This window comes from Streptomyces sp. NPDC091271, assembly GCF_044757505.1.
GTDB lineage: Bacteria > Actinomycetota > Actinomycetes > Streptomycetales > Streptomycetaceae > Streptomyces.
This window is the reverse complement of the sequence record NZ_JBIVVD010000012.1, coordinates 13,862-36,553: the sequence shown is the minus strand read 5'-3', so window position 1 is coordinate 36,553 and position 22,692 is coordinate 13,862. Positions and strand designations below refer to the sequence as shown.

Sequence of the window (22,692 nt, the reverse complement as noted above, 5' to 3'; positions counted from 1 at the left end):
GACGCCGTGCCTCGCCAATTGGGAGAGCTGGAAGACACCGTGATGACGCGGGTCTGGCAATGGAACCGCCCGGTCACCGTGCGGGAAGTTCTCGAGGACCTTCAACAGGAACGGTCCATCGCCTACACGACCGTCATGACGGTAATGGACAATCTCCATCAGAAGGGCTGGGTACGCCGGGAAGTGGACGGCCGGGCATATCGATATACGGCCGTCTCCACCCGCGCCGCATACTCGGCCGCACTGATGAACGAAGCGTGGTCGCAGAGTGACAACCCCGCGGCCGCACTGGTCGCGTTCTTCGGCATGATGTCCGCGGAGCAGCGCGAAGCTCTCCGGGATGCGATGCGCGTCGTGTCGCCCACCTTCCCCGAACCGGCCGAGAGCCGCCCCGATGACGGGGCCCCGGCCGATGAGGCGCCGCCGGAGAGCGGGCGATAGCGTCGGGGGATGTCCCCAGAGCAGTCGCAAACCGAGCACCCTACCGAGACGCAAACCGGAGATCGTACCGGGCCGGAAACGGGATCTCGCGCAGATGTTCATACCGGCCCGTCGGTAAATAGACCGGCCATCACCGTCCGCCGCGCGAGGACCAGCGATGTGGCGTCCGTCCGCGGACTCCTTGACGGCTACGTCTCCGAAGGCATCCTGCTCGACAAAGCGACGGTGACGCTTTACGAGGACATCCAGGAGTTCTGGGTCGCCGAACGCGACGAGGACGCCCGTGTCATCGGCTGCGGCGCACTCCACGTGATGTGGGAAGACCTCGCCGAAGTGCGCACTCTCGCCGTGGACCACGCCATCAAGGGCGCCGGAGTCGGACACCAGGTCCTGGACAAGCTCTTGCAGACCGCGCGCTGGCTCGGTGTCCGCCGGGTTTTCTGTCTCACGTTCGAAGTCGACTTCTTCGCCGCGCACGGCTTCACGGAGATCGGAGAGACACCGGTCGACGGAGATGTCTACAGCGAGCTGCTGCGTTCCTATGACGAGGGTGTCGCCGAGTTCCTGGGTCTCGAACGAGTGAAGCCGAACACCTTGGGCAACAGCCGGATGCTTCTGCACCTGTGAACGGCGGAAGATGCCGGAACCCTATGTCCGAATCGCGCACGTTTCCCGCGCTCTTGAGCTCCTGAACCTCTCCCAGGGGTTTGTGTTTTCCGGGGAAAAGCGGTTTCCTTTCCGCGTACTGCATTTTCGATGAAAGGAAATCCGGTGGCACAGAAGGTTCAGGTCCTTCTTGTTGATGACCTCGACGGTGGCGAGGCGGACGAGACAGTGACGTTCGCTCTGGATGGCAAGACGTACGAGATCGACCTCACGACGACCAACGCGGACAAGCTCCGTGGTCTTCTTGAGCCGTACACCAAGAGCGGACGCCGCACCGGCGGTCGTGCCGCGACCGGCCGTGGCAAGGGCCGCGCCGTTACCGGTGGCAACAAGGACACGGCCGAGATCCGTAGGTGGGCGCGCGAGAACGGCCACAACGTGAATGACCGCGGTCGCGTTCCCGCCGAGATCCGTGAGGCTTACGAGAAGGCGAACGGCTGACCTGTCGGCCGATGGGTCCACAGGTGCGTCCGGGCGTGAGCGAGTCTGGCCCGGTGGCATTCCGTCGCCGCCGCGTCCACGAGTCGTACGAGATCGGGAGCATCCCCACCGCTGCTCCCGAGGCCGCCGAGGGCCGGGAGTGACCGTTCCACCTCCTGGCGCGATCCGGGGGGCCGCAGCCAGACCGCGGTCCCCGGCGAGCCCACCGCCCCGCCGGGCGGTACCGGGGCCGTGATGTGCCCGCCCGTGCCGACGGCGGACAGGTCGAGGGCGATCCCGCCCCACTCCAGCCAGTCGAGCAGACCCGGCAGCTCGTCGGCGCTGCCCGCGGCCACCAGCAGCCGCATCCGCTGCCCCGCCAGCGCCACCGGGCCGGTGCGTCCCACCCGGCGCAGCACCGCGTGCCCCGCGGAGGCGGGCAGCTCCAGGACGTCGAAGCGCAGCCCCGTCAGCAGCAGGACCGGCGATGTGCCCGCCGTGGCCCAGTCGAGTTCACGGGCGTACCACTGAGCGCGGTCGCCGGATTCCGGCGACGAGCGGGGAGGCGGGACGAGGAAAGCCATGTCCGATGAACCGTCGAACCGGTCCCGTGGTTACGCACCGTCCATGATCGACTGCCTTACGTGTGCGATACGGGGGCGTGCGGAAGCCCTCGGCGGCGCGAAGTTGTTCGCCCGTAGCGGAGGAAACGGGGGTGCGCCGCATGGACTGTCAGTGAGTGCGGGTAAGACATCCCTTGTGGGAAGGGGCGACACGCGGGCAAAAACGTCTCACGTTCGCCATCGGCGTACTGGCGAAAGGGCTATCTGCCTGGCCTGCGGGAACATCGTCTCGCACCATCGGGTTGGAGCAGTTGTCGGCGTTCGGGGCGGGGGATCCGCCTGGTAGCAAGGCCGGGTGTCGGCAGTTGAAATGAGCGGTCCCCGCTTGCGGGACTAAGCTGCGGAAGGACAGGGAGGGGACCGACCCCTTACTGCCTGACCGCTCTGAGGAGCGATTAACGATGTTCGAGAGGTTCACCGACCGCGCGCGGCGGGTTGTCGTCCTGGCTCAGGAAGAAGCCCGGATGCTCAACCACAACTACATCGGCACCGAGCACATCCTCCTGGGCCTGATCCACGAGGGTGAGGGTGTCGCCGCTAAGGCCCTGGAGAGCCTCGGGATTTCGCTCGAGGCGGTCCGCCAGCAGGTGGAGGAGATCATCGGTCAGGGCCAGCAGGCCCCGTCCGGGCACATCCCCTTCACTCCCCGGGCCAAGAAGGTCCTGGAGCTGTCGCTCCGTGAGGCCCTTCAGCTCGGCCACAACTACATCGGCACCGAGCACATCCTGCTCGGCCTGATCCGCGAGGGCGAGGGCGTCGCAGCCCAGGTCCTCGTGAAGCTGGGCGCCGACCTGAACCGGGTGCGGCAGCAGGTCATCCAGCTGCTCTCCGGGTACTCGGGAGGCAAGGAGGCGGCCACTGCGGGCGGCCCCGCGGAGGGCACGCCCTCCACGTCCCTGGTGCTCGACCAGTTCGGCCGGAATCTCACCCAGGCCGCTCGTGAGTCCAAGCTCGACCCGGTCATCGGGCGCGAGAAGGAGATCGAGCGGGTCATGCAGGTGCTGTCCCGCCGCACCAAGAACAACCCGGTTCTCATCGGCGAGCCCGGCGTCGGCAAGACGGCGGTCGTCGAGGGCCTGGCCCAGGCCATCGTCAAGGGCGAGGTGCCCGAGACCCTCAAGGACAAGCACCTCTACACCCTGGACCTCGGCGCCCTGGTGGCGGGTTCCCGCTACCGAGGTGACTTCGAGGAGCGCCTGAAGAAGGTCCTCAAGGAGATCCGCACCCGCGGCGACATCATCCTGTTCATCGACGAGCTCCACACCCTGGTGGGTGCGGGCGCCGCCGAGGGCGCGATCGACGCGGCGAGCATCCTCAAGCCCATGCTGGCGCGAGGCGAGCTCCAGACCATCGGTGCCACGACGCTCGACGAGTACCGCAAGCACCTGGAGAAGGACGCCGCGCTCGAGCGCCGCTTCCAGCCCATCCAGGTGGCCGAGCCGTCGCTGCCGCACACCATCGAGATCCTCAAGGGTCTGCGCGACCGTTACGAGGCCCACCACAGGGTCTCCATCACGGACGAGGCGTTGGTCCAGGCCGCCACCCTGGCCGACCGCTACATCTCGGACCGCTTCCTGCCGGACAAGGCGATCGACCTGATCGACGAGGCCGGCTCCCGGATGCGCATCCGCCGGATGACCGCGCCGCCGGACCTCCGCGAGTTCGACGAGAAGATCGCGGGCGTCCGCCGTGACAAGGAGTCGGCGATCGACTCCCAGGACTTCGAGAAGGCAGCTTCGCTCCGCGACAAGGAGAAGCAGCTGCTGGCGGCGAAGACCAAGCGGGAGAAGGAGTGGAAGGCCGGCGACATGGACGTCGTCGCCGAGGTCGACGGCGAGCTCATCGCCGAAGTCCTCGCGACCGCCACCGGCATCCCGGTCTTCAAGCTGACCGAGGAGGAGTCCTCGCGTCTGCTGCGCATGGAGGACGAGCTCCACAAGCGCGTCATCGGCCAGAAGGACGCCATCAAGGCCCTCTCGCAGGCGATCCGCCGTACGCGAGCCGGTCTGAAGGACCCGAAGCGCCCCGGTGGCTCGTTCATCTTCGCCGGCCCGTCCGGTGTCGGTAAGACGGAGCTCTCCAAGACGCTCGCCGAATTCCTCTTCGGCGACGAGGACGCGCTGATCTCCCTCGACATGTCGGAGTTCAGCGAGAAGCACACGGTTTCCCGCCTCTTCGGTTCGCCCCCCGGTTACGTGGGCTACGAAGAGGGTGGCCAGCTCACCGAGAAGGTGCGCCGCAAGCCGTTCTCCGTCGTCCTCTTCGACGAGGTCGAGAAGGCCCACCCCGATATCTTCAATTCCCTGCTCCAGATTCTGGAAGACGGTCGTCTGACCGACTCCCAGGGCCGGGTCGTGGACTTCAAGAACACGGTCATCATCATGACGACCAACCTCGGGACCAGGGACATCTCGAAGGGCTTCAACCTGGGCTTCGCCGCCCAGGGCGACGTCAAGACGAACTACGAGCGCATGAAGGTCAAGGTCAACGACGAGCTCAAGCAGCACTTCCGGCCTGAGTTCCTCAACCGTGTCGACGACACGGTGGTCTTCCACCAGCTCACCGAGGAAGACATCATCCAGATCGTCGACCTCATGGTCGCCAAGGTGGATGAGCGTCTGAAGGACCGCGACATGGGCATCGAGCTCAGTGCCGAGGCCAAGTCGCTCCTCGCGAAGAAGGGCTACGACCCCGTGATGGGCGCCCGGCCGCTGCGCCGGACGATCCAGCGCGAGATCGAGGACATCCTCTCCGAGAAGATCCTCTTCGGCGAGCTGCGTCCCGGTCACATCGTGGTCGTGGGCACCGAGGGCGAAGGGGACGAGAAGAAGTTCTCGTTCCGCGGCGAGGAGAAGTCGGCTCTGCCCGACGTCCCGCCGATCGAGCAGGCAGCGGGCGGCGGCCCGAACCTGACGAAGGAGGCGTAGGGCGCGTAGCGCCTGAGCGTTCCAAGGGGCTGCCCCGGACCGGTTTCGGTCCGGGGCAGCCCCTTTTCACGTTCGTTCAGTAGAGGCCTATGTGCAGGCGGTCGCCCAGCTTGTCGGCGCCGGCCAGCAGCGGGCGGGGGTGACCCTTGACGCTCACCTGGAGGAGTCCAGCCCAGGCATGCAGGGCCGAAAGGTCCAGACTCGTGGTCTGGTGGGAGGCATCGAACGTCAGATGGGTGAGCGAGGGGAAGATCCGCCGGAGCAGCGCCAGGTCGGCGCCGCGGTCTGGAGCCTGCACGGTCAGACTCTGTACGGAGTACACCGGCTCCGGCAGGTCCGGCAGGTCCGACCAGGGGAACGCGACGAACCTCAGGGTCGTGATCTTGGGGCAGGCACGGATCTCCGTCAACGCGTCGTCGAGCGCGGCGACCTCCGAAAGCTCCAGATCGACGAGCTGAGGCCATCGGCCGAGGCCTTCCAGGACGAGCGGATTCCGGCTCTCCACGGTGAGCAGGGCGATCGAGGGTGAACCCGGGATCGAACTGATGCGGTCCGAGGCGAGGCCGCTCAGGCTCAGTGAGGTCAGGCTGAGGCGGCCGAGCGGTGCCAGGCGTGAGGTGGGAAGGCCTGTGACGTCCAGGTCCAGCGTCGTCATGGCCGTCAGGTCCGCCAGCGGGACGAAGTCCTGGACGGCCGGGCAGGAGCTGAGACTCAAGTACCACAAGGAGGAGGACAGGCCGCGAAGACAGGAGAGATCCGTGAGCGACGGATTCTCACGGATGAAGAGGATCTGTAGCGCGGTGTTCTTCAGGGCCGTACGAATCTCCATGTCGGGAGCGTCGATACCGATCGACAGATGGTTCACGGCGTGCAGATGCGGCAGAGACGCGAGCTGATCCCTGGTGTCGACCGAGACCACGGCGGTACTGAGGTCGCAGTGCGCCAGGACCTCCCTGGCGAAGGGCTCCGCCGGGAAGTTGCCCCAGGCGAGCTCGAAGTCCCGGCCGCGGTCGGGGTGCTGGAGGGCCCAGGCGTGCGCGTACGGGACGGCCTCGCTCCCGCCGATCTGGCCGATCAGGTGCACCGCTTCGAGTGCCGCCGGTGTGTCGGGCGGCGTGCTTTCCGGCGCCGGGAGAAACGGCAGCGCCGCCGCCCCCAGCCGGGCGAGCGCGGACACCCGGTCGCCGGTCGGCGGGAACAGCGCCGCCGTGCTCTGTCTCACCCTTTCCCGGACCGCCTTGTCCAGCCAGGTGGCGTGCTGCTCGCACAGGGCCGCCAGTACGTGGATGTCCGTCCGCTCCAGGGAGCCCTCCTCGTGTGCCAGCCCGGCGTCCACCAGCCCTTCGACCAGCAGGGGGAGCTCTCGGCGCCCGCAGTGCCCGGCCGCCAGCAGGATCACGTCCTGCCACTGCTCCTCGCCCGCGTGCCCGAGGAGCTCGTTGAGGTGGTCGTCCTCCACGAGTTCCTTGGCGGCGAGGAAGTCCTGGAAGGTGCGGTGGGCGAACTGGTAGGTGTCGTCGGTGCACTCCTGGAGGAGGCCGCTGCGGTTGAGGAGATGGGTCAGGATCTTGTCGGCCGGACCTTGCGCGCTCACCCGCTCCATCCCGGGCAGGGCACGCTCCAGCTGCCTCAGAGCCTGGTCGCGGGTGAACTCCGATTGCCCCTCACGCACCAGCCACGCGGCGATGCGCTGGAGGAGCTGGGTGTGCTCCTCGACATCCATGACGATCCCCTCGGGGCCGTCGATCCGGCGCCGGCGGTCGCGGTGGCCCAGCAGCATCTCCAGGGCCGAGCGGTACAGCTTCCAGCGGGTCTCCGGGAGGAAGCCCTCGCGGCGGCGATGAAGGGCGCAGATCACGGCGCACAGGAGCGGAGTCCGGGCCAGATCGCTGAGCGTGGTGTTCTGCGCGAACTGCCGGGTGAGGTCCCGTTCCAGCTCGCGCAGTCTCTCGTGGTCCTCCTCCTGCTCGACCATTCGAGCTGCCCGGTGCCACGACGCCACGAACGACTGGATGTCCTCGTTCCGCATCGGCAGAAGCCGCAGTTCCTCGAAGCTCTCGGATCCGAGCCAGTCCGGTTCGACGGCCAGCGGGCGAACCGTGGCCACACAGCGTGTGTCCGGGTAGCGCAGGAGGAGCTGCGACACCCAGGCGTGAGCCTCTTCCCGTTTCTCCGGGGGCACCTCGTCCAGGCCGTCGACCAGAAGGACGGCCCGGCCCGCCTCCAGTACTCTGCCGGCCCAGCCTTCCGGTGCCTGGTCGACCACCAGTCCGGTCGTGTCGGCCAACTGGGCGGGTCCGGGGAAGGTGCTGCCCCGGGCGCGCAGCGTGCGCAGTGGGACCACGAAGGGGATGAGGCCGTTGAGCGGTTCCAGCGCACCGCTCAGGGTGCGGGCAGATGCGTGTGCGGCCAGCCACCACAGCAGCGTGGTCTTCCCCGCACCGGCGTCGCCGCGGAGCAGTACCCGGCGTCGGTCCGCGAGCAGGGTGTCGACGCGCTCAGGGCCGGAGGGCGGGAGTGGCAGGGCAGGTGACGGGGACGAGGGCTGGGCCCTGGTCTGCGGCTGCGCCTCCAGGCTCAGATAGGCCGTGTCCAGGTCCCACTCCGAGTCGTGCCGGCCCAGCTCGTCCAGCCCGAAGATCTTCGTACGCCGGTACGCGGCCCCGATGGAGGCCGCGTACTCCTCCTCGTACCGGAGGTCCCGCGGGAAGTGCCCGTGGACCTTCTCGTGGCGGAGCCGGGGGCCGCTCTGTTCGTAGACCAGCCGGAACGGCTTCGCCGTCACCACGGGGCCGAGCGGTACGCATTCGACCCGCCTGCCGCCCCGCTGCTGGGGGACCTGTCGGGCGATCCCGAGCAGGACGTCCCCCGCGAAGACGGGCCCGCCGGAGAGCCCCGCGAGCACGGAGGGCGCCTGGTCGGACCCGACGACCGGCGGACCGTCGAGGTCGCAGACCAGCAGGTTGCGCATCCGGCCCGCCATGGGCAGGACCGTCGCGGTGTACTGGTCCGCCTCCGCGTGCTTCTCGGCGCCGTACCGCTGGAGGCGGGGGAACCCGGTGATCTCGCAGTCGGCCATCGCCTGTCTGGTGTCCACCAGGCCGAGCCGGGCCGGGCCCACCGGAAGGACCGGGCTCGCGGTCTGGAGCAGGGCGGCGTCGAGGTCGTGGTCGATCCAGGCCACCGTCGCCGGGACCGGGCCGGTGACGTCCGGGTGCGCGAGGTGGCACCCGTTGCTGCTCTTGACCACATGGGCGCAGGTCAGCACCAGCCGGTCGGTGAGCAGCACCCCGCTGCCCTGGAGGGCGCCGGAGACGACGACCGTGCGGTCCGCCGGCTGCAGCACTCTCACGACCCTGCCGTGCCGCTGCCACCGAAGTGCGCGGTGCTCCCCGCCTCCTCGTCCCCGATCTCCCATGCCTCACCGGTCACGGCGTTGTGCGGGGTCAGGGTGAAGCCGACCTTGTGCGTGCGGCCGGTGGAGCGCGAGGTGTCGGTGCCCGCCTCGACGACCCAGGCCTTCACCTTGCCGCCTGCCTTGTGCTCCCTGCGGAGCTCGAGGGTGAACTCCATCTGGATGTCACCGACGGAGAAGGCGAGGGGCCTGCCGGTGGCCCGGGCCGCCGCGTCGACGAGCTGGTTGCGGATCGACTCGACGGCGTCGGCGAGCTCGATGCCGTCGAGGTCATGGGTGGTGTCGTCGTCCATCTGTTCCCCCGGGGTGTTGGCGTGTGCCCGGACAGCGTAGCCAGGGCGGCTGGGCCGAAGGTCCCGAAACGGGCAGGCTTCCGGCCCACCGGCGGTGACAAGGCGCACAGGCCCTCGGAGGCCTACTAGGCGCCTTCGGAGGAGTCGGGGTGGGCGGCCGCGGGACCTTCGGCCCACCCGAGAGGTACCTTTCGGCGTTTGGGTGGATATGACCGTATTGCTGGCTCATATCCCGGAAGGGCGCCTTTGGAGCTGGGGTTAAACCTGCTTCGCGAGAAATGTACCCAAGATCGTCCGCGGTCTCCAGGCCGGTGGGCCGCGATGCATTCCCGCCCCCTCCGCTACGGCTTTTGATCGTAGATGGGGTGTTTGAGTGTTGTCGGGGGTGCGGGTTACCAAGGTGGAGCAAGCCCGGTCGAGCACCGGGTCCAGTCACCCCGGAGGTTCTCCCCGCATGTCGAAGCGCGTTACGTTCCAGCACTCCCGCCGCCCGTCCATGCCCCGCGTCAGTGGCGCCGTCGTGGCCGCCGGCCTGGGTGCGTCGATGGTGTTCGGTGCGGGCGCGGCGTTCGCGTCCGGCACGACGGGCACCGCGGACACCGCGGCCCTCGCCGGCGCGGCCACCGCCGACTCCGTCGCCCAGCAGGCGACCGCCCAGAGCAAGGCCGCCGCCAAGGCGAAGGCCGACAAGGCCGAGAAGGCCGAGGCCGACAAGAAGGCGGCTGCGAAGAAGAAGGCCGCGGCCAAGAAGAAGGCCGCCTCGTGGGAGGCCCCGGTCGACCACTACGTCCTGAGCGCCACCTACGGCACCGGCGGCGACCGCTGGGCCAGCAAGCACTCCGGTCAGGACTTCGCGGTGCCGATCGGCACCAAGGTCGAGGCCGCGCACACCGGCCGGGTCGTCAAGGCCGGCCCGAACGGCGGCGGCGACGGCCCCGCGTACGGCAACGCCATCGTGATCAAGCACGCCAACGGCAAGTACTCGCAGTACGCGCACCTGTCCAAGATCGAGGTCAACGTCGGCGACCGCGTGAAGACGGGCGACGAGATCGCCAGGTCCGGCAACACCGGTAACTCCAGCGGTCCGCACCTGCACTTCGAGATCCGGACCTCGCCCGACTACGGTTCGGCGCTGAACCCGGTCTCGTACCTGAAGTCCGTGCACGTCAAGGTCTGACGCACGCCCACCCGTAGCCGCTAAGCGGCGGGCCCCGGGTCATGGGCCCTGGTCACCAGCTCGACGGCGACCTCGAGAGCAGCCTCGCGCTTCTCGTCGGGGTCGCCTTCGGCGTCGTTGAGGGCCATCATCCCGGCGTGCATCGCGAAGAGCGCGGTGAAGCAGCGCACCTGGTCGGTGAGCGGGGCGTCGGGATCCTTGATCAGATCCACCAGGGCCATGACCCGGTGCTTCACGGTGTGGCCGATGCTGAGCTCGCGCACCGTCGCCTGGTTCTCCTGCATGAAGACGAAGAGCGGCGCCGCCGCCTTGAGCGCCTCGCTGTAGCGGACCAGGATCTCCTTCTTCGTCTCCAGGGTGCGCGGCTGCCCCTGGCCCCAGGCGACGATCTCCTCCACAGGCCTGTTCAGGTCCTCGAAGATGCTGATGAGGATGTCCTCCTTGGTCTTGAAGTGGTAGTACAGCGCCGCCTTGGTGACCTGCAACTGCTCGGCGATCTCGCGGAGCGAGGTCTTCTCGTAACCCTGCTCGGCGAAGAGCTTCAGAGCGACGTCCTGGATGCGCTGACGGGTGTTTCCCCGGCGCGGCTGCGGCGTGCTGCTCATTCGACTCTCCCAAGAACTTACTTGACGCCCGGCTAGTTACGGGTCTACTTTTCCTCAGTGTAGCCAACTAGCCGGGCGGCAAGTAAGTGCCGGATCGGCGGCAGACCGGGCATCAGGGGATCAGGGGAGCGGACGGCATGGCAGAACTCAAGAAAGCGACGGCGGGCGGGAAAGCGGAACCACAGCCGCGGAGCGTCCGGGTGGTGGTCCTCGCGCTGATGATCGCGATGCTGCTGGCCATGCTCGACAACCTGATCGTGGGCACCGCGATGCCCACGATCGTCGGCGATCTGGGCGGAATGGAGCATCTGTCCTGGGTGGTCACCGCCTACACCCTGGCCACCGCGGCCTCCACCCCCATCTGGGGCAAGCTCGGCGACATGTACGGACGCAAGGGCATCTTCCTCACGTCCATCGTGATCTTCCTGATCGGCTCAGTGCTGAGCGGAATGTCCCAGGACATGAGCCAGCTGATCGGATTCCGGGCCGTCCAGGGCCTCGGAGCGGGCGGCCTCATGGTCGGCGTCATGGCCATCATCGGCGATCTCGTACCGCCCCGGGAGCGCGGCAAGTACCAGGGCATGATGGCCGGCGTGATGGCGATCGCCATGATCGGCGGACCGCTGGTCGGCGGCACCATCACCGACCACCTGGGCTGGCGCTGGAGCTTCTACATCAACCTGCCGCTCGGCGCCGTCGCGCTGGCCATGGTCACCGCGGTGCTGCACCTGCCCCGCAAGGAGCGCCGGAAGGCGAAGGTCGACTACCTGGGCGCCGCGCTCCTCACCGTCGGCATCACCGCGATCGTGCTGGTCACCACCTGGGGCGGTACGGAGTACGCCTGGGGCTCGGCCGTGATCATGGAGCTCATCGCCCTCGGCGTCGCCTCCCTCGTCGGCTTCCTCTTCGTCGAGACGAAGGCAGCCGAACCGATCGTGCCGCTCCACATCTTCCGCAACCGCAACTTCACCCTCATGTCCGTGGTCGGCTTCATGGCGGGCTTCGTGATGTTCGGCGCGGTGCTCTTCCTGCCGCTGTTCCAGCAGTCGGTCCAGGGGGCGTCCGCGACCAACTCCGGACTGCTGCTCCTGCCCATGCTGCTCGCGATGATGATCGTCTCGCTGGTCGCCGGCCGGATCACCACCAGCACCGGCAAGTACAAGATCTTCCCGATCATCGGCAGCCTCCTGATGGTCGCCGGCCTGTTCCTGCTCGCCACCATGGACACCGGCACCACGCGCTTCACCTCCGGCATCTACATGGCGGTACTCGGTGCCGGCATGGGCTTCCTGATGCAGATCACGATGCTCGTCGCCCAGAACAGCGTCGAGCTCAAGGACATGGGCGTCGCCTCGTCCACGACCACGCTGTTCCGCACGCTCGGCAGCTCCTTCGGAGTCGCGATCATGGGCGCCCTGTTCACCGGCCGTGTGCAGGACGAGATGGCGGCACGCGGCGGCGGGGGAGCCACCGAGAAGTCCGCACAGCTGGACGCGGCGAGCCTGGCGAAGCTGCCGGCCGCGATGCGCGAGGCGTACGAGTACGCGGTGGCCTCCGGCACCCACATCGCCTTCCTGGTGGGCGGCTCGGTCGCGGTGGTGGCCCTGGTGGCGGCGCTGTTCGTCAAGGAGGTCCCGCTGCGCGGCACGGCGATGCCGGACGCTCCCTCGGACGGCGACGGGTCGGCGCAGGTTCGGCCGCCGGCGGTCAAGGCGCCGCAGAGCGCCTGAGCGGCCCCTGACAAGGGTGGGCCCCCCGGACGCATCGTCCCCGGGCCCACCCCCGTCCCGTCAGCCCGATTCCGCCTGCCGCAGGACGGGGAAGCTTCCGGTGTTCGTCGGCGCGTGCTCGGGCAGCCACAGCACGGCGACCGCACCACCCGTGTCCCCGCCCCCGGCGGGCCCCGCGTTGCGGAACGTCAGCCTCGCCCCCAGCACCCGCGCCTGCCCCGCGGCGATGGTCAGTCCCAGCCCGTGGCCGCGCCCGGACCTGTCACTGCTTCCGGTACGGAACCGGCTCGGCCCCTCCCGCAGCAGCGCCTCGGGGAACCCGGGCCCGTGATCGCGGACCCGCACCACCCGGCCCTCGACCGTGACTTCGACCGGGGCCGCCCCGTGCTTGGCGGCGTTCCCCAGCAGATTGCCCAGGATGCGTTCCAGCCGTCGCGGATCCGTGGACACCCAGGACTCGTGCACCACCCGGACCGTGATCTCCGGATCCAGCAGCCGGACCCGCCGGCTGACGAATTCGCCGAGCTGCAGCTCCTGGAGCTCGGCCCGCTCCGAGGCGCCGTCCAGCGTGGCCACCTCCAGGACGTCCTCGACCAGGGTCCGCATCGCCTGCGCCCGGTCCCGTACGAGCTCCGTGGGCCGCCCCGGGGGCAGCAGCTCGGCCGCCGTGAGCAGTCCGGTCACCGGGGTGCGCAGCTCGTGCGCGATGTCGGCGGTGACCCGGCGCTCCGCCTCGATCCGCTCGTTCAGCGCGTCCGTGAGCGCGTCCACCGCCCGGGCCAGCTCGTCGGTCTCGTCCCGTACGACCCCGCCCACAGCCTCCCGCACGCGTACCTCCGTATTGCCCTGGGCGACCTTGCCGGCCGCTGCCGCCGCCTTGCGCAGCCTCCGGGACAGCTGGCCGCCGATCAGGACGCCCAGCGCGCAACCGCCGAAGACGACCGAGACCGAGCCGATGATCAGGGCCCTGTCCAGGTCGCCCATGACCGTGGCGCTGCGGTCGGCGAAGCGGGTGTGCAGGGACAGGACGTCGCCGTTGGCCAGGGGGACGGCCGCCCAGACGTCGGGCACCCCGTCGTCGTACTCGTCGACATGGGTGGCGCGTCGGTCGTCCTGCATCCGACTGCGCAGGCTCGCCGGCAGCGACGGGTCGTTGATCTTGGCGCCGAACTTCGGCGACGGCTTCTTCGTGTTCGTCGCCTCGTACAGCCGCTGGGCGAACAGCAGCCGCTCCAGCTGCACCTCGCGCGCGTTCTCCAGCATCGAGACACGGGCGGCGTTGTGGACGACGAGGCTCAGCGCCAGCGCGATGAGCGCGCCGACCGCGGCGATCGCGATGCTGATCTTCCAGCGGACCCCGGTCCGCAGCGCCAGCCGCCTCATGCGCGCAGCTTGTAGCCGAAGCCGCGGACCGTCTCGATCCGGTCCTGTCCGATCTTGGTGCGCAGCCGCTGCACATGGACGTCGACGACGCGGGTGTCCCCGCCCCAGCCGTAGTCCCAGACCCGCTCCAGCAGCCTGTCCCGGGAGAGCACGGTGCCGGGCGCCGAGGAGAACTCCAGCAGCAGCCGCATCTCCGTCGGTGTCAGACCCACGTGCGCACCCCCTCGGCGTACCTCCATGCCCTCCGTGTCGATCTCCACGTCGCCGAAGACCAGCACACCGCCTGCCTCGTCCCGCGTGCCACCGGCCCCGTCGGGTGCCGCGCCCGTTCCGGCGGCGTGGCCGAAGCGCCGCAGCACGGCGCGGATGCGGGCGACGAGCACCGCCCCGTCGAACGGCTTGGTGACGTAGTCGTCGGCCCCCGCCTCCAGGCCGAGCACCACATCGATCGCGTCGGCGCGGGCCGACAGCATGATCACGGGTACGGTCGACTCGTCGCGGATGCGCCGGCACAGACTGACCCCGTCGAGGCCCGGCACCATCACATCCAGCAGCGCGATGTCCGGACGGTCCGCCCGGAAGGCCTCCAGGCCCAGCAGGCCGTCGGGTACCGCGGTGACCGTGAAGCCGACCCGCTCCAGTGCGAGCTGGGTGGCCTCACGGATGACGTCGTCGTCCTCGACGAAGAGGACATGGGTATCGGCCATGGCGGGCGGCTCTCAGTTCTGCGCCGTCTGCGGTGCGGGAAGAGCGCCTTCCCCGCTGCCGACGGCCCGGTTGAAATCGTTGTGCACCCGGTCGGTCTCGGTGAACCGGCCCGCGGTCCAGTGGTAGGTGATGACGTCCTCGCCCGAGGGGTACGTGACCGAGTCCTTCGACCCGTAGACCTGCGTCGTCACGACCAGGTCACCCCGGTCGATGGTGCTGTACACCGCCGGCACCTCGGCGGCGAAGACGTTCCCGTACGTGCCGTCCGCCCGCCGCTGGTAGACATACGTCCCGACTCCCACCGAATCACCGCAGGTCATCACGTTGACCACGACATCGCTCTCCGAGCCGCCGGTGAGCGAGCCGTACGAGGTGTCGACCGGGTACTCGTCCCCGGTGCAGGGCTTCAGGTCGTCCTTGAGCTGTCGGCTCACCTTCGGGTCGCTCTTGACGAGCATCACGGCGTTGACCCGCGGGGAGGGCTTCGCCGTCCCGCTGGGTACGGCCGCGCTCGACGGCGTGGCCCGGGCGACCTGCTGGGCGCTCGCCGGGCCCTCGTCACGCGTGCCCGTGCCTCCGGCGGAACAGCCGGCGCACAACAGCCCGAAGGCGGCGAGCCCGGCCACCGCCGTGCTCCCCGCCGCGAGGCCGCCCCGGAGTCTCCCGCGGCCGGCCCTCGTGCCCCCTCTGCTGCCCGTCAGGCCGCGCACCGCTCCCGCCCCCGCTCGTCATGACGCCTGTTCCGCTGCGAGGGTATCCGCGCCGGTGTCCCCTCGGCCTCGCGGCTCCGGGCCGCACGGTCCTCCAGCTCCTGGCGCAGACGCGCCAGAGCACGGTGCAGCGTGCTCTTCACCGTGCCGGCGGACATGCCGAGCGCCGCGGCCGTCTCCTCCGTGCTCATCTGCTCCCAGTGTCGCAGCACGACGACGCTGCGCTGCTTCGGAGCCAGCACCCCGAGCACGTCCATGAGCAGGGCCCGGTCGGCACGCTGCTCGGCGCCGTCGTCGACGCTCGCGTCGGGGAGCTGCTCGGTGGGGACCTCGTCGAGCTTGCGGGCCCGCCACCACTCCGTACGCGTGTTGATCATGACGCGGCGCAGATAGGCGTCGGCGAGGGACTTGTCGGCGATGCCGTCCCAGCGGCCGAAGGTGCGGACCAGGGCGGTCTGGAGCAGGTCCTGCGCGTCCACGGGATCGGGAACGAGCCGACGGGCACTGCGCAGCAGCGCGTCCTGTCGGGTCCGTACGTACTCCTCAAAACCGAGCACCTCGCCCTGAGCCATTACAACCGCCTCCGTCCCCGTGGATCCCCGTGTACCGCCGTCGGCCGGGTGGTCCCGTTGCCGACGTCCGGTGACGTTACGGAGGCGTTGTCACGAGGGTGTGCGGAGCAGCCGTAGGCGGACGCACGGCTGTCCATCGGTTGTGTAACAGCCGCTGGACAGCCCGGTCCGCCGGAGCATGATCAGGTCAGGGGCAGCCGGTACCGGCCGTTCGCCAGCGGCTCGACCAGGCCGTCGGCGACGAGCCCGTCCAGGGCGCGCGCCCGCTGCACGGGCTCCTCCCACACCGAGTCCAGCGCCGACTGCGGCACCGGTGTGACCGCGTCCCGCAGCACCGCGAGCAGCCGCCCCCTGACCTGCCGGTCCGTGCCGGCGTAGGTCTGGCCGCGGCGCGGCGGACCCTGGTGGGCGGGCTTTCCCGCCAGCCGCCAGGCGCACTGTCCGGCGATCGGGCAGCGCGTGCAGTCCTCGTTCTTCGCGGTGCACACGAGTGCGCCGAGTTCCATCGTGGCCGCCGCCCAGCTCGCGGCGCGCTCGTCCTCCTCCGGGAGCAGTGCGCGGGCGAGCTTGCGCTCGGCCGCGGTGGTCGCGTTCGGCGGGTACTGGATGCCGGTGGCGGCCCGGGCGAACACCCTGCGGACGTTCGTGTCCAGCACGGCGTGACGCTGCCCGTACGCGAACGAGGCCACGGCCGCGGCCGTGTACTCCCCGATCCCGGGCAGCGCGAGCAACTGGCCGTGCTCGCTCGGCACGTCGCCGCCGTGGCGTTCCGTTATCGCCTGCGCGGCCCCGTGCAGCCGCAGCGCACGCCGCGGATAGCCGAGCCGGCCCCAGGCGCGGACGGCTTCGCCCGGTGCGTCGGCGGCCAGGTCCGCGGGGCGGGGCCAGCGGGCCATCCACTGCTCGTAGACCGGAAGGACTCTGTTCACCGGGGTCTGCTGGAGCATGAACTCGCTCACCATCACACCCCAGGCACCCGCATCGGGGCGGCGCCAGGGCAGATCGCGCGCGTGCTGCTCGAACCACCCGATGACGGGGGTATGGAGGGAGGCGGGGGGCGTCTGTGTCGAAGTCGTGGCAGTCATCGCACCCACGATCCTGGCACGGAAGGCGGGACATCGGGCACGGCTACGGGGGTGTCGGCCCGGCAGAGCGCTCAGGGAGTGATAACGCCACCCGTTCTGTCCCCTCGAACGGGGCGGACGGGGCCTAGCCGGTGCAAAGCGGATGGAAGCGTCCCGGTAACGACCGCTCCATGATGATGATCCGGAAAACTTGTCGATCAGAGCGGCGGTTGAGGGCCGGAGTTGGCCTGGATCTCTCGTACAGTTCGGTCCGTGGGTTCTATGCGCAATCCGGTCGGGCCGCTTCCCTCCAGCATCTACTGGCGTCGGAGAACAGTAGCGGTGCTGGTGATCGCGCTGCTCGCGGCGCTGGTTGCGTGGGCCGTCACCTCGGGTCGCGGCAGCGGCGGCGGACAGGACGACGGGAAGCCCGGAGGCTCCGGCCCCGCCCCGTCCATCACCCCCGGGCCTTCGAGTTCCGGCCCGGTCACCGGCCAACCCCCCGGCGGACGCGACGAGTCGGACGACTCCGGTACGGACGCGGGCTCCGGGTCGAGCGGCGGGAGCACCGGGGCAGGGACGGGCGGCGCCGGTGGATCGGGCGCCGACGGGGACACGGGCGCGGGCACCGGGGGGCCGGGCGGCTCCGCGTCGGGCGCGGGAACCGGCGGCGGTACGGCCGGCCAGCAGGTACCCGCGGGGTCACCGCTCCCCAACTGCACGCCCGCCGTGGTGCAGTTGAGCCTGAAGACGGAGATCAGCTTCGGACCCGACGACAAGCCGAAGTTCCGGCTGAGCGCCAGGAACACCTCGGCTGCCGACTGCAAGGCCGACTTCGGCCCGAAGAACGCCGTGCTCACGATCACCGAGGCCGGCGAGGACGACGAACAGGTGTGGTCCTCCAAGGACTGCCCGAAGCCCGGCGGCGCCTTCTTCCTGAGGGTCCCGGCGGGAACAACGGTCGTCCACACCGTGGAGTGGGACCGCAAGGGGAGCGCGCCCTCGTGCGCGACACCGCCTGTCCGGTCCGCGGGCCCGGGGACCTATCTGCTGGAGGCCAAGGTCCCGGGCGAGACCGTCCAGCGCGCCTCGTTCGTCCTGGCCAAGGACTGACGGCGCGGCCGGGCCCCGGTGACGAACGCCACCGGTGCTGACCGGGACGAACGCCGCCGGTGCTGACCGGGACGAACGCCGCCGGTGCTGACCGGCGACGAACGCCGCCGGGCCCCGCCGGAACGCTTGTCCGGCGGGGCCCGGTGTGGTTCGTGGTCCGGACGGAAGGCCCTAGACGTACCGCTCAAGGATCGAGGACTCCGCGAGCCGCGAGAGCCCCTCCCGGACGCTCCTGGCCCGTGCCTCGCCGACTCCGTCCACGGCCTGGAGGTCGTCCACGCTCGCGGCGAGCAGCTTCTGCAGGCCGCCGAAATGCTCCACCAGCCGCTCGATGATCGCCCCGGGCAGCCGCGGCACCTTCGCCAGCAGCCGGAATCCGCGCGGGGAGACAGCCGAGTCCAGCGTCTCCGGTGAGCCGCTGTAGCCCAGTGCCCGTGCCACCACGGGAAGTTCGAGCAGCTCGGTGTGGGTGAGCGTGTCCAGCTCGGCCAGCGCCTCCGCGACCGTACGGGACCGCTTCGCGGTGGGCTCGGGCACGTAGTCGCGTACGACCAGCTCCCGCTCCGGCTCCACGCCCGCGATCAACTCGTCCAGCTGGAGCGAGAGAAGGCGGCCGTCGGTGCCCAGCTCCACGACGTACTCGGCGATTTCCGTCGCGATGCGGCGCACCATCTCCAGCCGCTGCGAGACCGCCGTCACGTCCCGGACCGTGACCAGGTCCTCGATCTCCAGCGCGGAGAGTGTCCCGGCGACCTCGTCCAGCCGGAGCTTGTACCGCTCCAGGGTGGCGAGCGCCTGGTTGGCGCGGGACAGGATCGCGGAGGACTCCTCCAGGACCCGCCGCTCCCCGTCCACGTACAGCGCGATCAGGCGCATCGACTGGGAGACCGAGACCACGGGAAAGCCGCAGGCCTTGGAGACCCGGTCCGCCGTGCGGTGGCGGGTGCCCGTCTCCTCGGTGGGGATGGAGGCGTCCGGGACCAGCTGCACACCGGCCCGGAGGATCTTGGTCATGTCCTTGTCGAGGATCATCGCGCCGTCCAGCTTGCACAGTTCGCGCAGGCGCGTCGCGGCGAAATCCACGTCGAGCACGAAACCGCCGGTGCACATGGATTCGACGGTTCTGTCCATGCCGAGGACGATCAGCCCGCCGGTGTTGCCGCGGAGGATGCGCTCCAGGCCGTCGCGGAGGGCCGTTCCGGGCGCGACCGCGCTCAACGAGGCGCGCATCAGCGCCTCGTTCCCCGTGCCTTGGCCGGACTTTCCGGGCGATGCTGCCCGGTCGTTGGCTGCCACTGCACTCCTCCGGTCACAGGTCGGCGGTGCCCTTGCGTCCCTCGTACCGTTCGTACGGGCGGGCGAGACCAGGGCAAAGTCTACCGGCGTGCGCCGTCCTCCTGTGGTCCGTCCGGCCGAGAGCGGCGGGGAAGGACTCTCAGAGCGTCGCCCATGTCGGCCACTTCTGTGACCTTCATACCGGCCGGAACCTGTCCCGGGTCCCTCGGGACCAGGGCGTGCTTGAACCCGAGACGGTACGCCTCCGCCAGCCTGCGCTGGACCCCGGTCACCCTTCTGACCTCCCCGGCGAGACCCACTTCACCGATCGCGACCAGGTTTTTCGGCAGCGGTGTGTCGCTCGCCGCACTGGCGAGTGCCAGGGCGATGGCGAGGTCCGCGGCCGGTTCGGTGAGCTTCACGCCGCCCACCGTCGCGCTGTAGATGTCCCGCTTGCCGAGGGCGCTGATCCGGCCCCGCTGTTCGAGAACGGCCAGCATCATCGAGACCCGGGAGGTCTCCAGGCCGGAGGTGGTGCGCCGGGGCGAAGGGATCTGCGAGTCGACCGTCAGTGCCTGCACCTCGGCGACGAGCGGCCGCTTGCCCTCCAGGGTGACCGTCAGACAGGTGCCGGGGACGGGCTCGTCACGGCGGGTGAGGAAGAGCCCGGAGGGGTCGGCCAGGCCCGTGATGCCCTCGTCGTGCAGCTCGAAGCAGCCGACCTCGTCCGTGGCGCCGTACCGGTTCTTGACGCCCCGCACGAGCCGGAGGCGTGCGTGCCGGTCGCCCTCGAAGGACAGCACCACGTCGACGAGGTGCTCCAGGAGGCGCGGCCCCGCGATAGCGCCGTCCTTGGTCACATGTCCCACCAGGAGCGTCGACATGCCGCGCTCCTTGGAGGCCCTGATGAGCGCGCCCGCGACCTCGCGGACCTGCGCCATTCCGCCGGGCGCGCCGTCGATCTCCGGGGAGGCGACGGTCTGCACGGAGTCGAGGACGAGGAGGGACGGTTTGACCGCGTCCAGATGCCCCAGGACCGCCGAGAGGTCGGTCTCGGCGGCCAGATAGAGGTGGTCGTTGATCGCCCGGATGCGGTCGGCCCGCATCCGCACCTGGCTGGCGGATTCCTCGGCCGTGACGTAGAGCGTGCGATGGTCGTCGCTCGCCGCCTTGGCGGCCACGTCCAGCAGCAGCGTCGACTTGCCGACGCCCGGCTCGCCCGCGAGCAGCACGACGGCGCCGGGGACGAGTCCCCCGCCGAGCACGCGGTCCAGCTCCCCGACCCCGGTCGAGCGGGCGGTGGCCTGCCGGCTGTCGACCTGGCCGATCGGCACAGCGGCGGTGGAGACGCGGCCGGCCGCCGTCGTGCGGACCGCGGGGGCGCCGCCGAACTCCTCGACCGTCCCCCAGGCCTGGCACTCGGGGCAGCGGCCGAGCCATTTGGCCGTCGTCCAGCCGCATTCGGTGCAGCGGTAGGACGGGCGGTCCTTCGCGGATTTCGTACGGGCAGCCATGGCGTCACCGTATAGGTGGGGTCTGACAGCTCCGGCCGTGGGCACTGTGGTCGAACATGTGCCCGATGCGTCATTTTTGATGGAATCCGGGATTCCTGTCCCCTTTCGAGAGGGACTGTCACCCGTAAGGATTAAATGTAGGAAAGTGCGGTCAGGGTTCCGCCCGTATCTGCCTACGGTCGCCACGTGACGAGCAGCAGGCTGGAGACCCCCACGCACCCCACCGGCGCACACCGGGCGCACCGCCGTGCGGCCCGTCCTTCGGCGCAGCGATCGTCCGCACGGTACGAGCCGTATCTCGACGGCCTGTTCACCTACTGCCTCTCCGTGCTCTGCGACCACGAGGCGGCCACCGAGGCGCTCGGCTCGGTCCTGGCCATCGCCGAGCGGCAGGACGGCCGGTGCCCCGCGGCCGAGGAGGAACGTAAATCCTGGCTCTACGCCCTGGCCAGATGGACCTGTCTGCGGGCGCTCACCGAGCAGCGGCGGGGCCGCCAGGCGCACCGGCGCCCGGCGCCCGCCCCGCGGACCGCGCCCCGCGAGGCCGCCCGCGCGTCCCGACACCGGTCCGCCCACGGCGCGCCGGAGGAGGCCGCCGCCCCCAGCTGTTCCACGGAGTCCCCGGTGGCCGAGGCGCGCCGGCGTGAACTCGCGCAGCTGGCCTGGCCCGAGGCCGCGGGCACCACCCCCGAGCAGCGCGAGGCGCTGGAGCTCGCCGTGCGCCACGGGCTCACCCCGCGCGCCGTCGCCGCCGTCCTCGGCCTCGACCCCGGCAGCGCCAGGGAGCTCCTGGCGGGCGCGGCCTGCGAGGTGGAGCGCACCCGCGCGGCCCTCGCCGTCGTGGAGACGGGCGACTGCCCCTCCGTCGCGCGGCTCACCGGCGCCCACCAGGTGCTGCTCTCGGCGGCCCTGCGCCGGGAGCTCGTCCGGCACGTCGACGACTGCCCCCGCTGCCGCCGCGCCGCCGAGCGGGCCGGGGCAACCGGCCCCTGGCCCGGCGCGACGGTCACCCCGGCCGCCGCACTGCCGGTCGTGGAGGCGCCCCGCCCCTCGGTGCACGTCGCCCTGACCCATGCCCGGCGCTCCCGGTCCGGTGCCCCGCGCTTCGGCCGGACCGGTTTCCCGCTGGACCCCAAGGACCACGCCGCGCGCCGGGACCGGCTGCGCGCCCGGGTCGTGACCACGACGGTCGTCGCGACCGTCGTCGCCGCCCCGGTGATCGCCCTCTGGGCCGCCTACCGGGGGGCGCCGCTGACCGGCGAGGGCCGCGACACATCGGTCACGGCGACGGACGTGGACGGCGAACCGAGCCCTGACGGCGATCCGTACGACCACTACGAGAACGCGGGCAACGCCCGCCCCGAGGGACACGACGGCTTCGCGGAAGCCGGAAGCCCGGATGTCTCGGCCGAGGTCATCAGCGTCGGCGCCGGCCCGGACGGGGCGGCCTCGCTCGCGGTCTCGGCCCGCACGTCCGGCAGCCGTACGACGATCACCCTGACCGCGACCGGCGACGAGGCCGTCGTCTGGTCGGCCCGGGCGGACGCCCCGTGGCTGCGTCTCAGCCGTACGTCCGGCACGGTCGCGCCGGGCCGGAGCGTCAGCCTCCATGTGTTCGTGAACAGCGCGGCCGAGCCTCGCGGCCCGTGGAGCGCCCGTGTCCTGTTCGCCCCGTCGGGGTCCGCGGTCGCGATCACCGGTTACGGGGCCACGGCCCCACGCCCCGGGAGCCCGCGGCCGTCACCGGATCCGTCGTCCGGGACCCCGAGCCCCGCCCCGTCCTCGCCGACCCCGTCGGAGCCGACCCCCGACCCCACGGACCCCACCGATCCGCCGGACCCGACGCCCACGCCGACGGAGCCGCCCACCGAAGGACCGGGCTCGCCCGGCCCCACCCCGTCGCCGTCCGGCGGCTCCACCGCGCCCGACCCGACGGAGCCGGGCGAACCGTCCGGGCCCGCCGGCTGACGCGGACGGCGCCCAGGTACGCGGCGGAACGTTTGTGCGCTGCACACCAGGACGCCGTCAGGACGCGGTCAGGACGCCGTCAAGGAGG

At 70.4% G+C, this 22,692-nt stretch carries 19 protein-coding genes; 8 read left to right on the top strand and 11 right to left on the bottom strand.

Translation table 11 applies throughout. From position 1 onward, the window contains the following. The first annotated feature begins 6 nt into the window (after window positions 1-6). The 3 genes from ACIQM3_RS36095 to ACIQM3_RS36085 all read left to right on the top strand — a co-directional run bounded on the left by ACIQM3_RS36095 (window position 7) and on the right by ACIQM3_RS36085 (window position 1,548). The gene (locus ACIQM3_RS36095) at window positions 7-441 is read left to right on the top strand and encodes a BlaI/MecI/CopY family transcriptional regulator (RefSeq protein WP_401632232.1); all 435 of its coding nucleotides are present in this window, start codon (window positions 7-9) and stop codon (window positions 439-441) included. Between the two features lie 129 nt (window positions 442-570). Continuing rightward, the gene (locus ACIQM3_RS36090) at window positions 571-1,068 is read left to right on the top strand and encodes an amino-acid N-acetyltransferase (protein WP_104791746.1); all 498 of its coding nucleotides are present in this window, start codon (window positions 571-573) and stop codon (window positions 1,066-1,068) included. A gap of 144 nt (window positions 1,069-1,212) precedes the next feature. Then, window positions 1,213-1,548 carry an Lsr2 family protein gene (locus tag ACIQM3_RS36085; RefSeq protein WP_073750230.1) on the top strand — a complete coding sequence of 112 codons (336 nt, stop codon included), beginning with the start codon at window positions 1,213-1,215 and terminating at the stop codon, window positions 1,546-1,548. Here the strand turns inward: ACIQM3_RS36085 and ACIQM3_RS36080 are convergent. After that, window positions 1,527-2,111, bottom strand: coding sequence for an SCO3374 family protein (locus tag ACIQM3_RS36080; RefSeq protein WP_401632229.1), 585 nt, complete (start codon window positions 2,109-2,111; stop codon window positions 1,527-1,529). The genes ACIQM3_RS36085 and ACIQM3_RS36080 overlap by 22 nt on opposite strands. A gap of 440 nt (window positions 2,112-2,551) precedes the next feature. On the opposite strand from ACIQM3_RS36080, the gene ACIQM3_RS36075 reads away from it, so the two are divergent. After that, a complete protein-coding gene (locus ACIQM3_RS36075; RefSeq protein WP_099173600.1) occupies window positions 2,552-5,077 on the top strand; it encodes an ATP-dependent Clp protease ATP-binding subunit in 2,526 nt (841 codons plus the stop codon). A 76-nt stretch (window positions 5,078-5,153) separates the two neighbouring features. On the opposite strand, the gene ACIQM3_RS36070 is transcribed toward ACIQM3_RS36075, so the two are convergent. Beyond that, window positions 5,154-8,429 carry an NACHT domain-containing protein gene (locus ACIQM3_RS36070; RefSeq protein WP_401632226.1) on the bottom strand — a complete coding sequence of 1,092 codons (3,276 nt, stop codon included), beginning with the start codon at window positions 8,427-8,429 and terminating at the stop codon, window positions 5,154-5,156. After that, window positions 8,426-8,785, bottom strand: a complete 360-nt coding sequence (locus tag ACIQM3_RS36065; RefSeq protein ID WP_401632223.1) for a trypco2 family protein — start codon at window positions 8,783-8,785, stop codon at window positions 8,426-8,428. Before ACIQM3_RS36065 ends, ACIQM3_RS36070 begins: the two co-directional genes overlap by 4 nt. 454 nt (window positions 8,786-9,239) lie before the next feature. Here ACIQM3_RS36065 and ACIQM3_RS36060 point away from each other — a divergent pair, with 454 nt between their 5' ends. Then, a complete protein-coding gene (locus ACIQM3_RS36060) occupies window positions 9,240-9,962 on the top strand; it encodes a M23 family metallopeptidase (protein ID WP_401632220.1) in 723 nt (240 codons plus the stop codon). A 20-nt stretch (window positions 9,963-9,982) separates the two neighbouring features. On the opposite strand, the gene ACIQM3_RS36055 is transcribed toward ACIQM3_RS36060, so the two are convergent. Further along, entirely contained in the window at window positions 9,983-10,567 is a 585-nt protein-coding gene (locus ACIQM3_RS36055; RefSeq protein ID WP_401632217.1) for a TetR/AcrR family transcriptional regulator, read from the bottom strand. Between the two features lie 137 nt (window positions 10,568-10,704). Between ACIQM3_RS36055 and ACIQM3_RS36050 the strand changes: the two genes are divergently transcribed. Next, window positions 10,705-12,297, top strand: coding sequence for an MDR family MFS transporter (locus ACIQM3_RS36050; protein ID WP_401632214.1), 1,593 nt, complete (start codon window positions 10,705-10,707; stop codon window positions 12,295-12,297). 60 nt (window positions 12,298-12,357) lie between these two features. Here the strand turns inward: ACIQM3_RS36050 and cseC are convergent, their stop codons facing one another. The 5 genes from cseC to ACIQM3_RS36025 form a co-directional block, all read right to left on the bottom strand. Beyond that, window positions 12,358-13,680 (bottom strand): two-component system sensor histidine kinase CseC, encoded by a 1,323-nt coding sequence (cseC, locus tag ACIQM3_RS36045; RefSeq protein WP_401632212.1) that lies wholly within the window; start codon window positions 13,678-13,680, stop codon window positions 12,358-12,360. After that, window positions 13,677-14,387 (bottom strand): two-component system response regulator CseB, encoded by a 711-nt coding sequence (gene cseB / locus ACIQM3_RS36040; protein ID WP_401632209.1) that lies wholly within the window; start codon window positions 14,385-14,387, stop codon window positions 13,677-13,679. The genes cseC and cseB overlap by 4 nt, the downstream gene beginning before the upstream one ends. 12 nt (window positions 14,388-14,399) lie before the next feature. After that, window positions 14,400-15,014 carry a hypothetical protein gene (locus ACIQM3_RS36035; protein ID WP_401632206.1) on the bottom strand — a complete coding sequence of 205 codons (615 nt, stop codon included), beginning with the start codon at window positions 15,012-15,014 and terminating at the stop codon, window positions 14,400-14,402. 71 nt (window positions 15,015-15,085) lie between these two features. Beyond that, window positions 15,086-15,670, bottom strand: coding sequence for a SigE family RNA polymerase sigma factor (locus tag ACIQM3_RS36030; RefSeq protein ID WP_401632203.1), 585 nt, complete (start codon window positions 15,668-15,670; stop codon window positions 15,086-15,088). A 182-nt stretch (window positions 15,671-15,852) separates the two neighbouring features. Further along, window positions 15,853-16,755 carry an A/G-specific adenine glycosylase gene (locus ACIQM3_RS36025; protein ID WP_401632200.1) on the bottom strand — a complete coding sequence of 301 codons (903 nt, stop codon included), beginning with the start codon at window positions 16,753-16,755 and terminating at the stop codon, window positions 15,853-15,855. A gap of 261 nt (window positions 16,756-17,016) precedes the next feature. Between ACIQM3_RS36025 and ACIQM3_RS36020 the strand changes: the two genes are divergently transcribed. Further along, the gene (locus ACIQM3_RS36020; protein WP_401632396.1) at window positions 17,017-17,847 is read left to right on the top strand and encodes a hypothetical protein; all 831 of its coding nucleotides are present in this window, start codon (window positions 17,017-17,019) and stop codon (window positions 17,845-17,847) included. 171 nt (window positions 17,848-18,018) lie between these two features. Here the strand turns inward: ACIQM3_RS36020 and disA are convergent, their stop codons facing one another. Both disA and radA read right to left on the bottom strand, forming a co-directional pair. Further along, window positions 18,019-19,143: a DNA integrity scanning diadenylate cyclase DisA gene (disA, locus tag ACIQM3_RS36015; protein WP_033296474.1), complete on the bottom strand. Its 1,125-nt coding sequence runs from the start codon at window positions 19,141-19,143 to the stop codon at window positions 18,019-18,021. 80 nt (window positions 19,144-19,223) lie between these two features. After that, window positions 19,224-20,636: a DNA repair protein RadA gene (gene radA / locus ACIQM3_RS36010; protein WP_104786887.1), complete on the bottom strand. Its 1,413-nt coding sequence runs from the start codon at window positions 20,634-20,636 to the stop codon at window positions 19,224-19,226. 186 nt (window positions 20,637-20,822) lie between these two features. On the opposite strand from radA, the gene ACIQM3_RS36005 reads away from it, so the two are divergent. Next, the gene (locus ACIQM3_RS36005) at window positions 20,823-22,604 is read left to right on the top strand and encodes a hypothetical protein (RefSeq protein WP_401632197.1); all 1,782 of its coding nucleotides are present in this window, start codon (window positions 20,823-20,825) and stop codon (window positions 22,602-22,604) included. The last annotated feature ends 88 nt before the right edge of the window (window positions 22,605-22,692 follow it).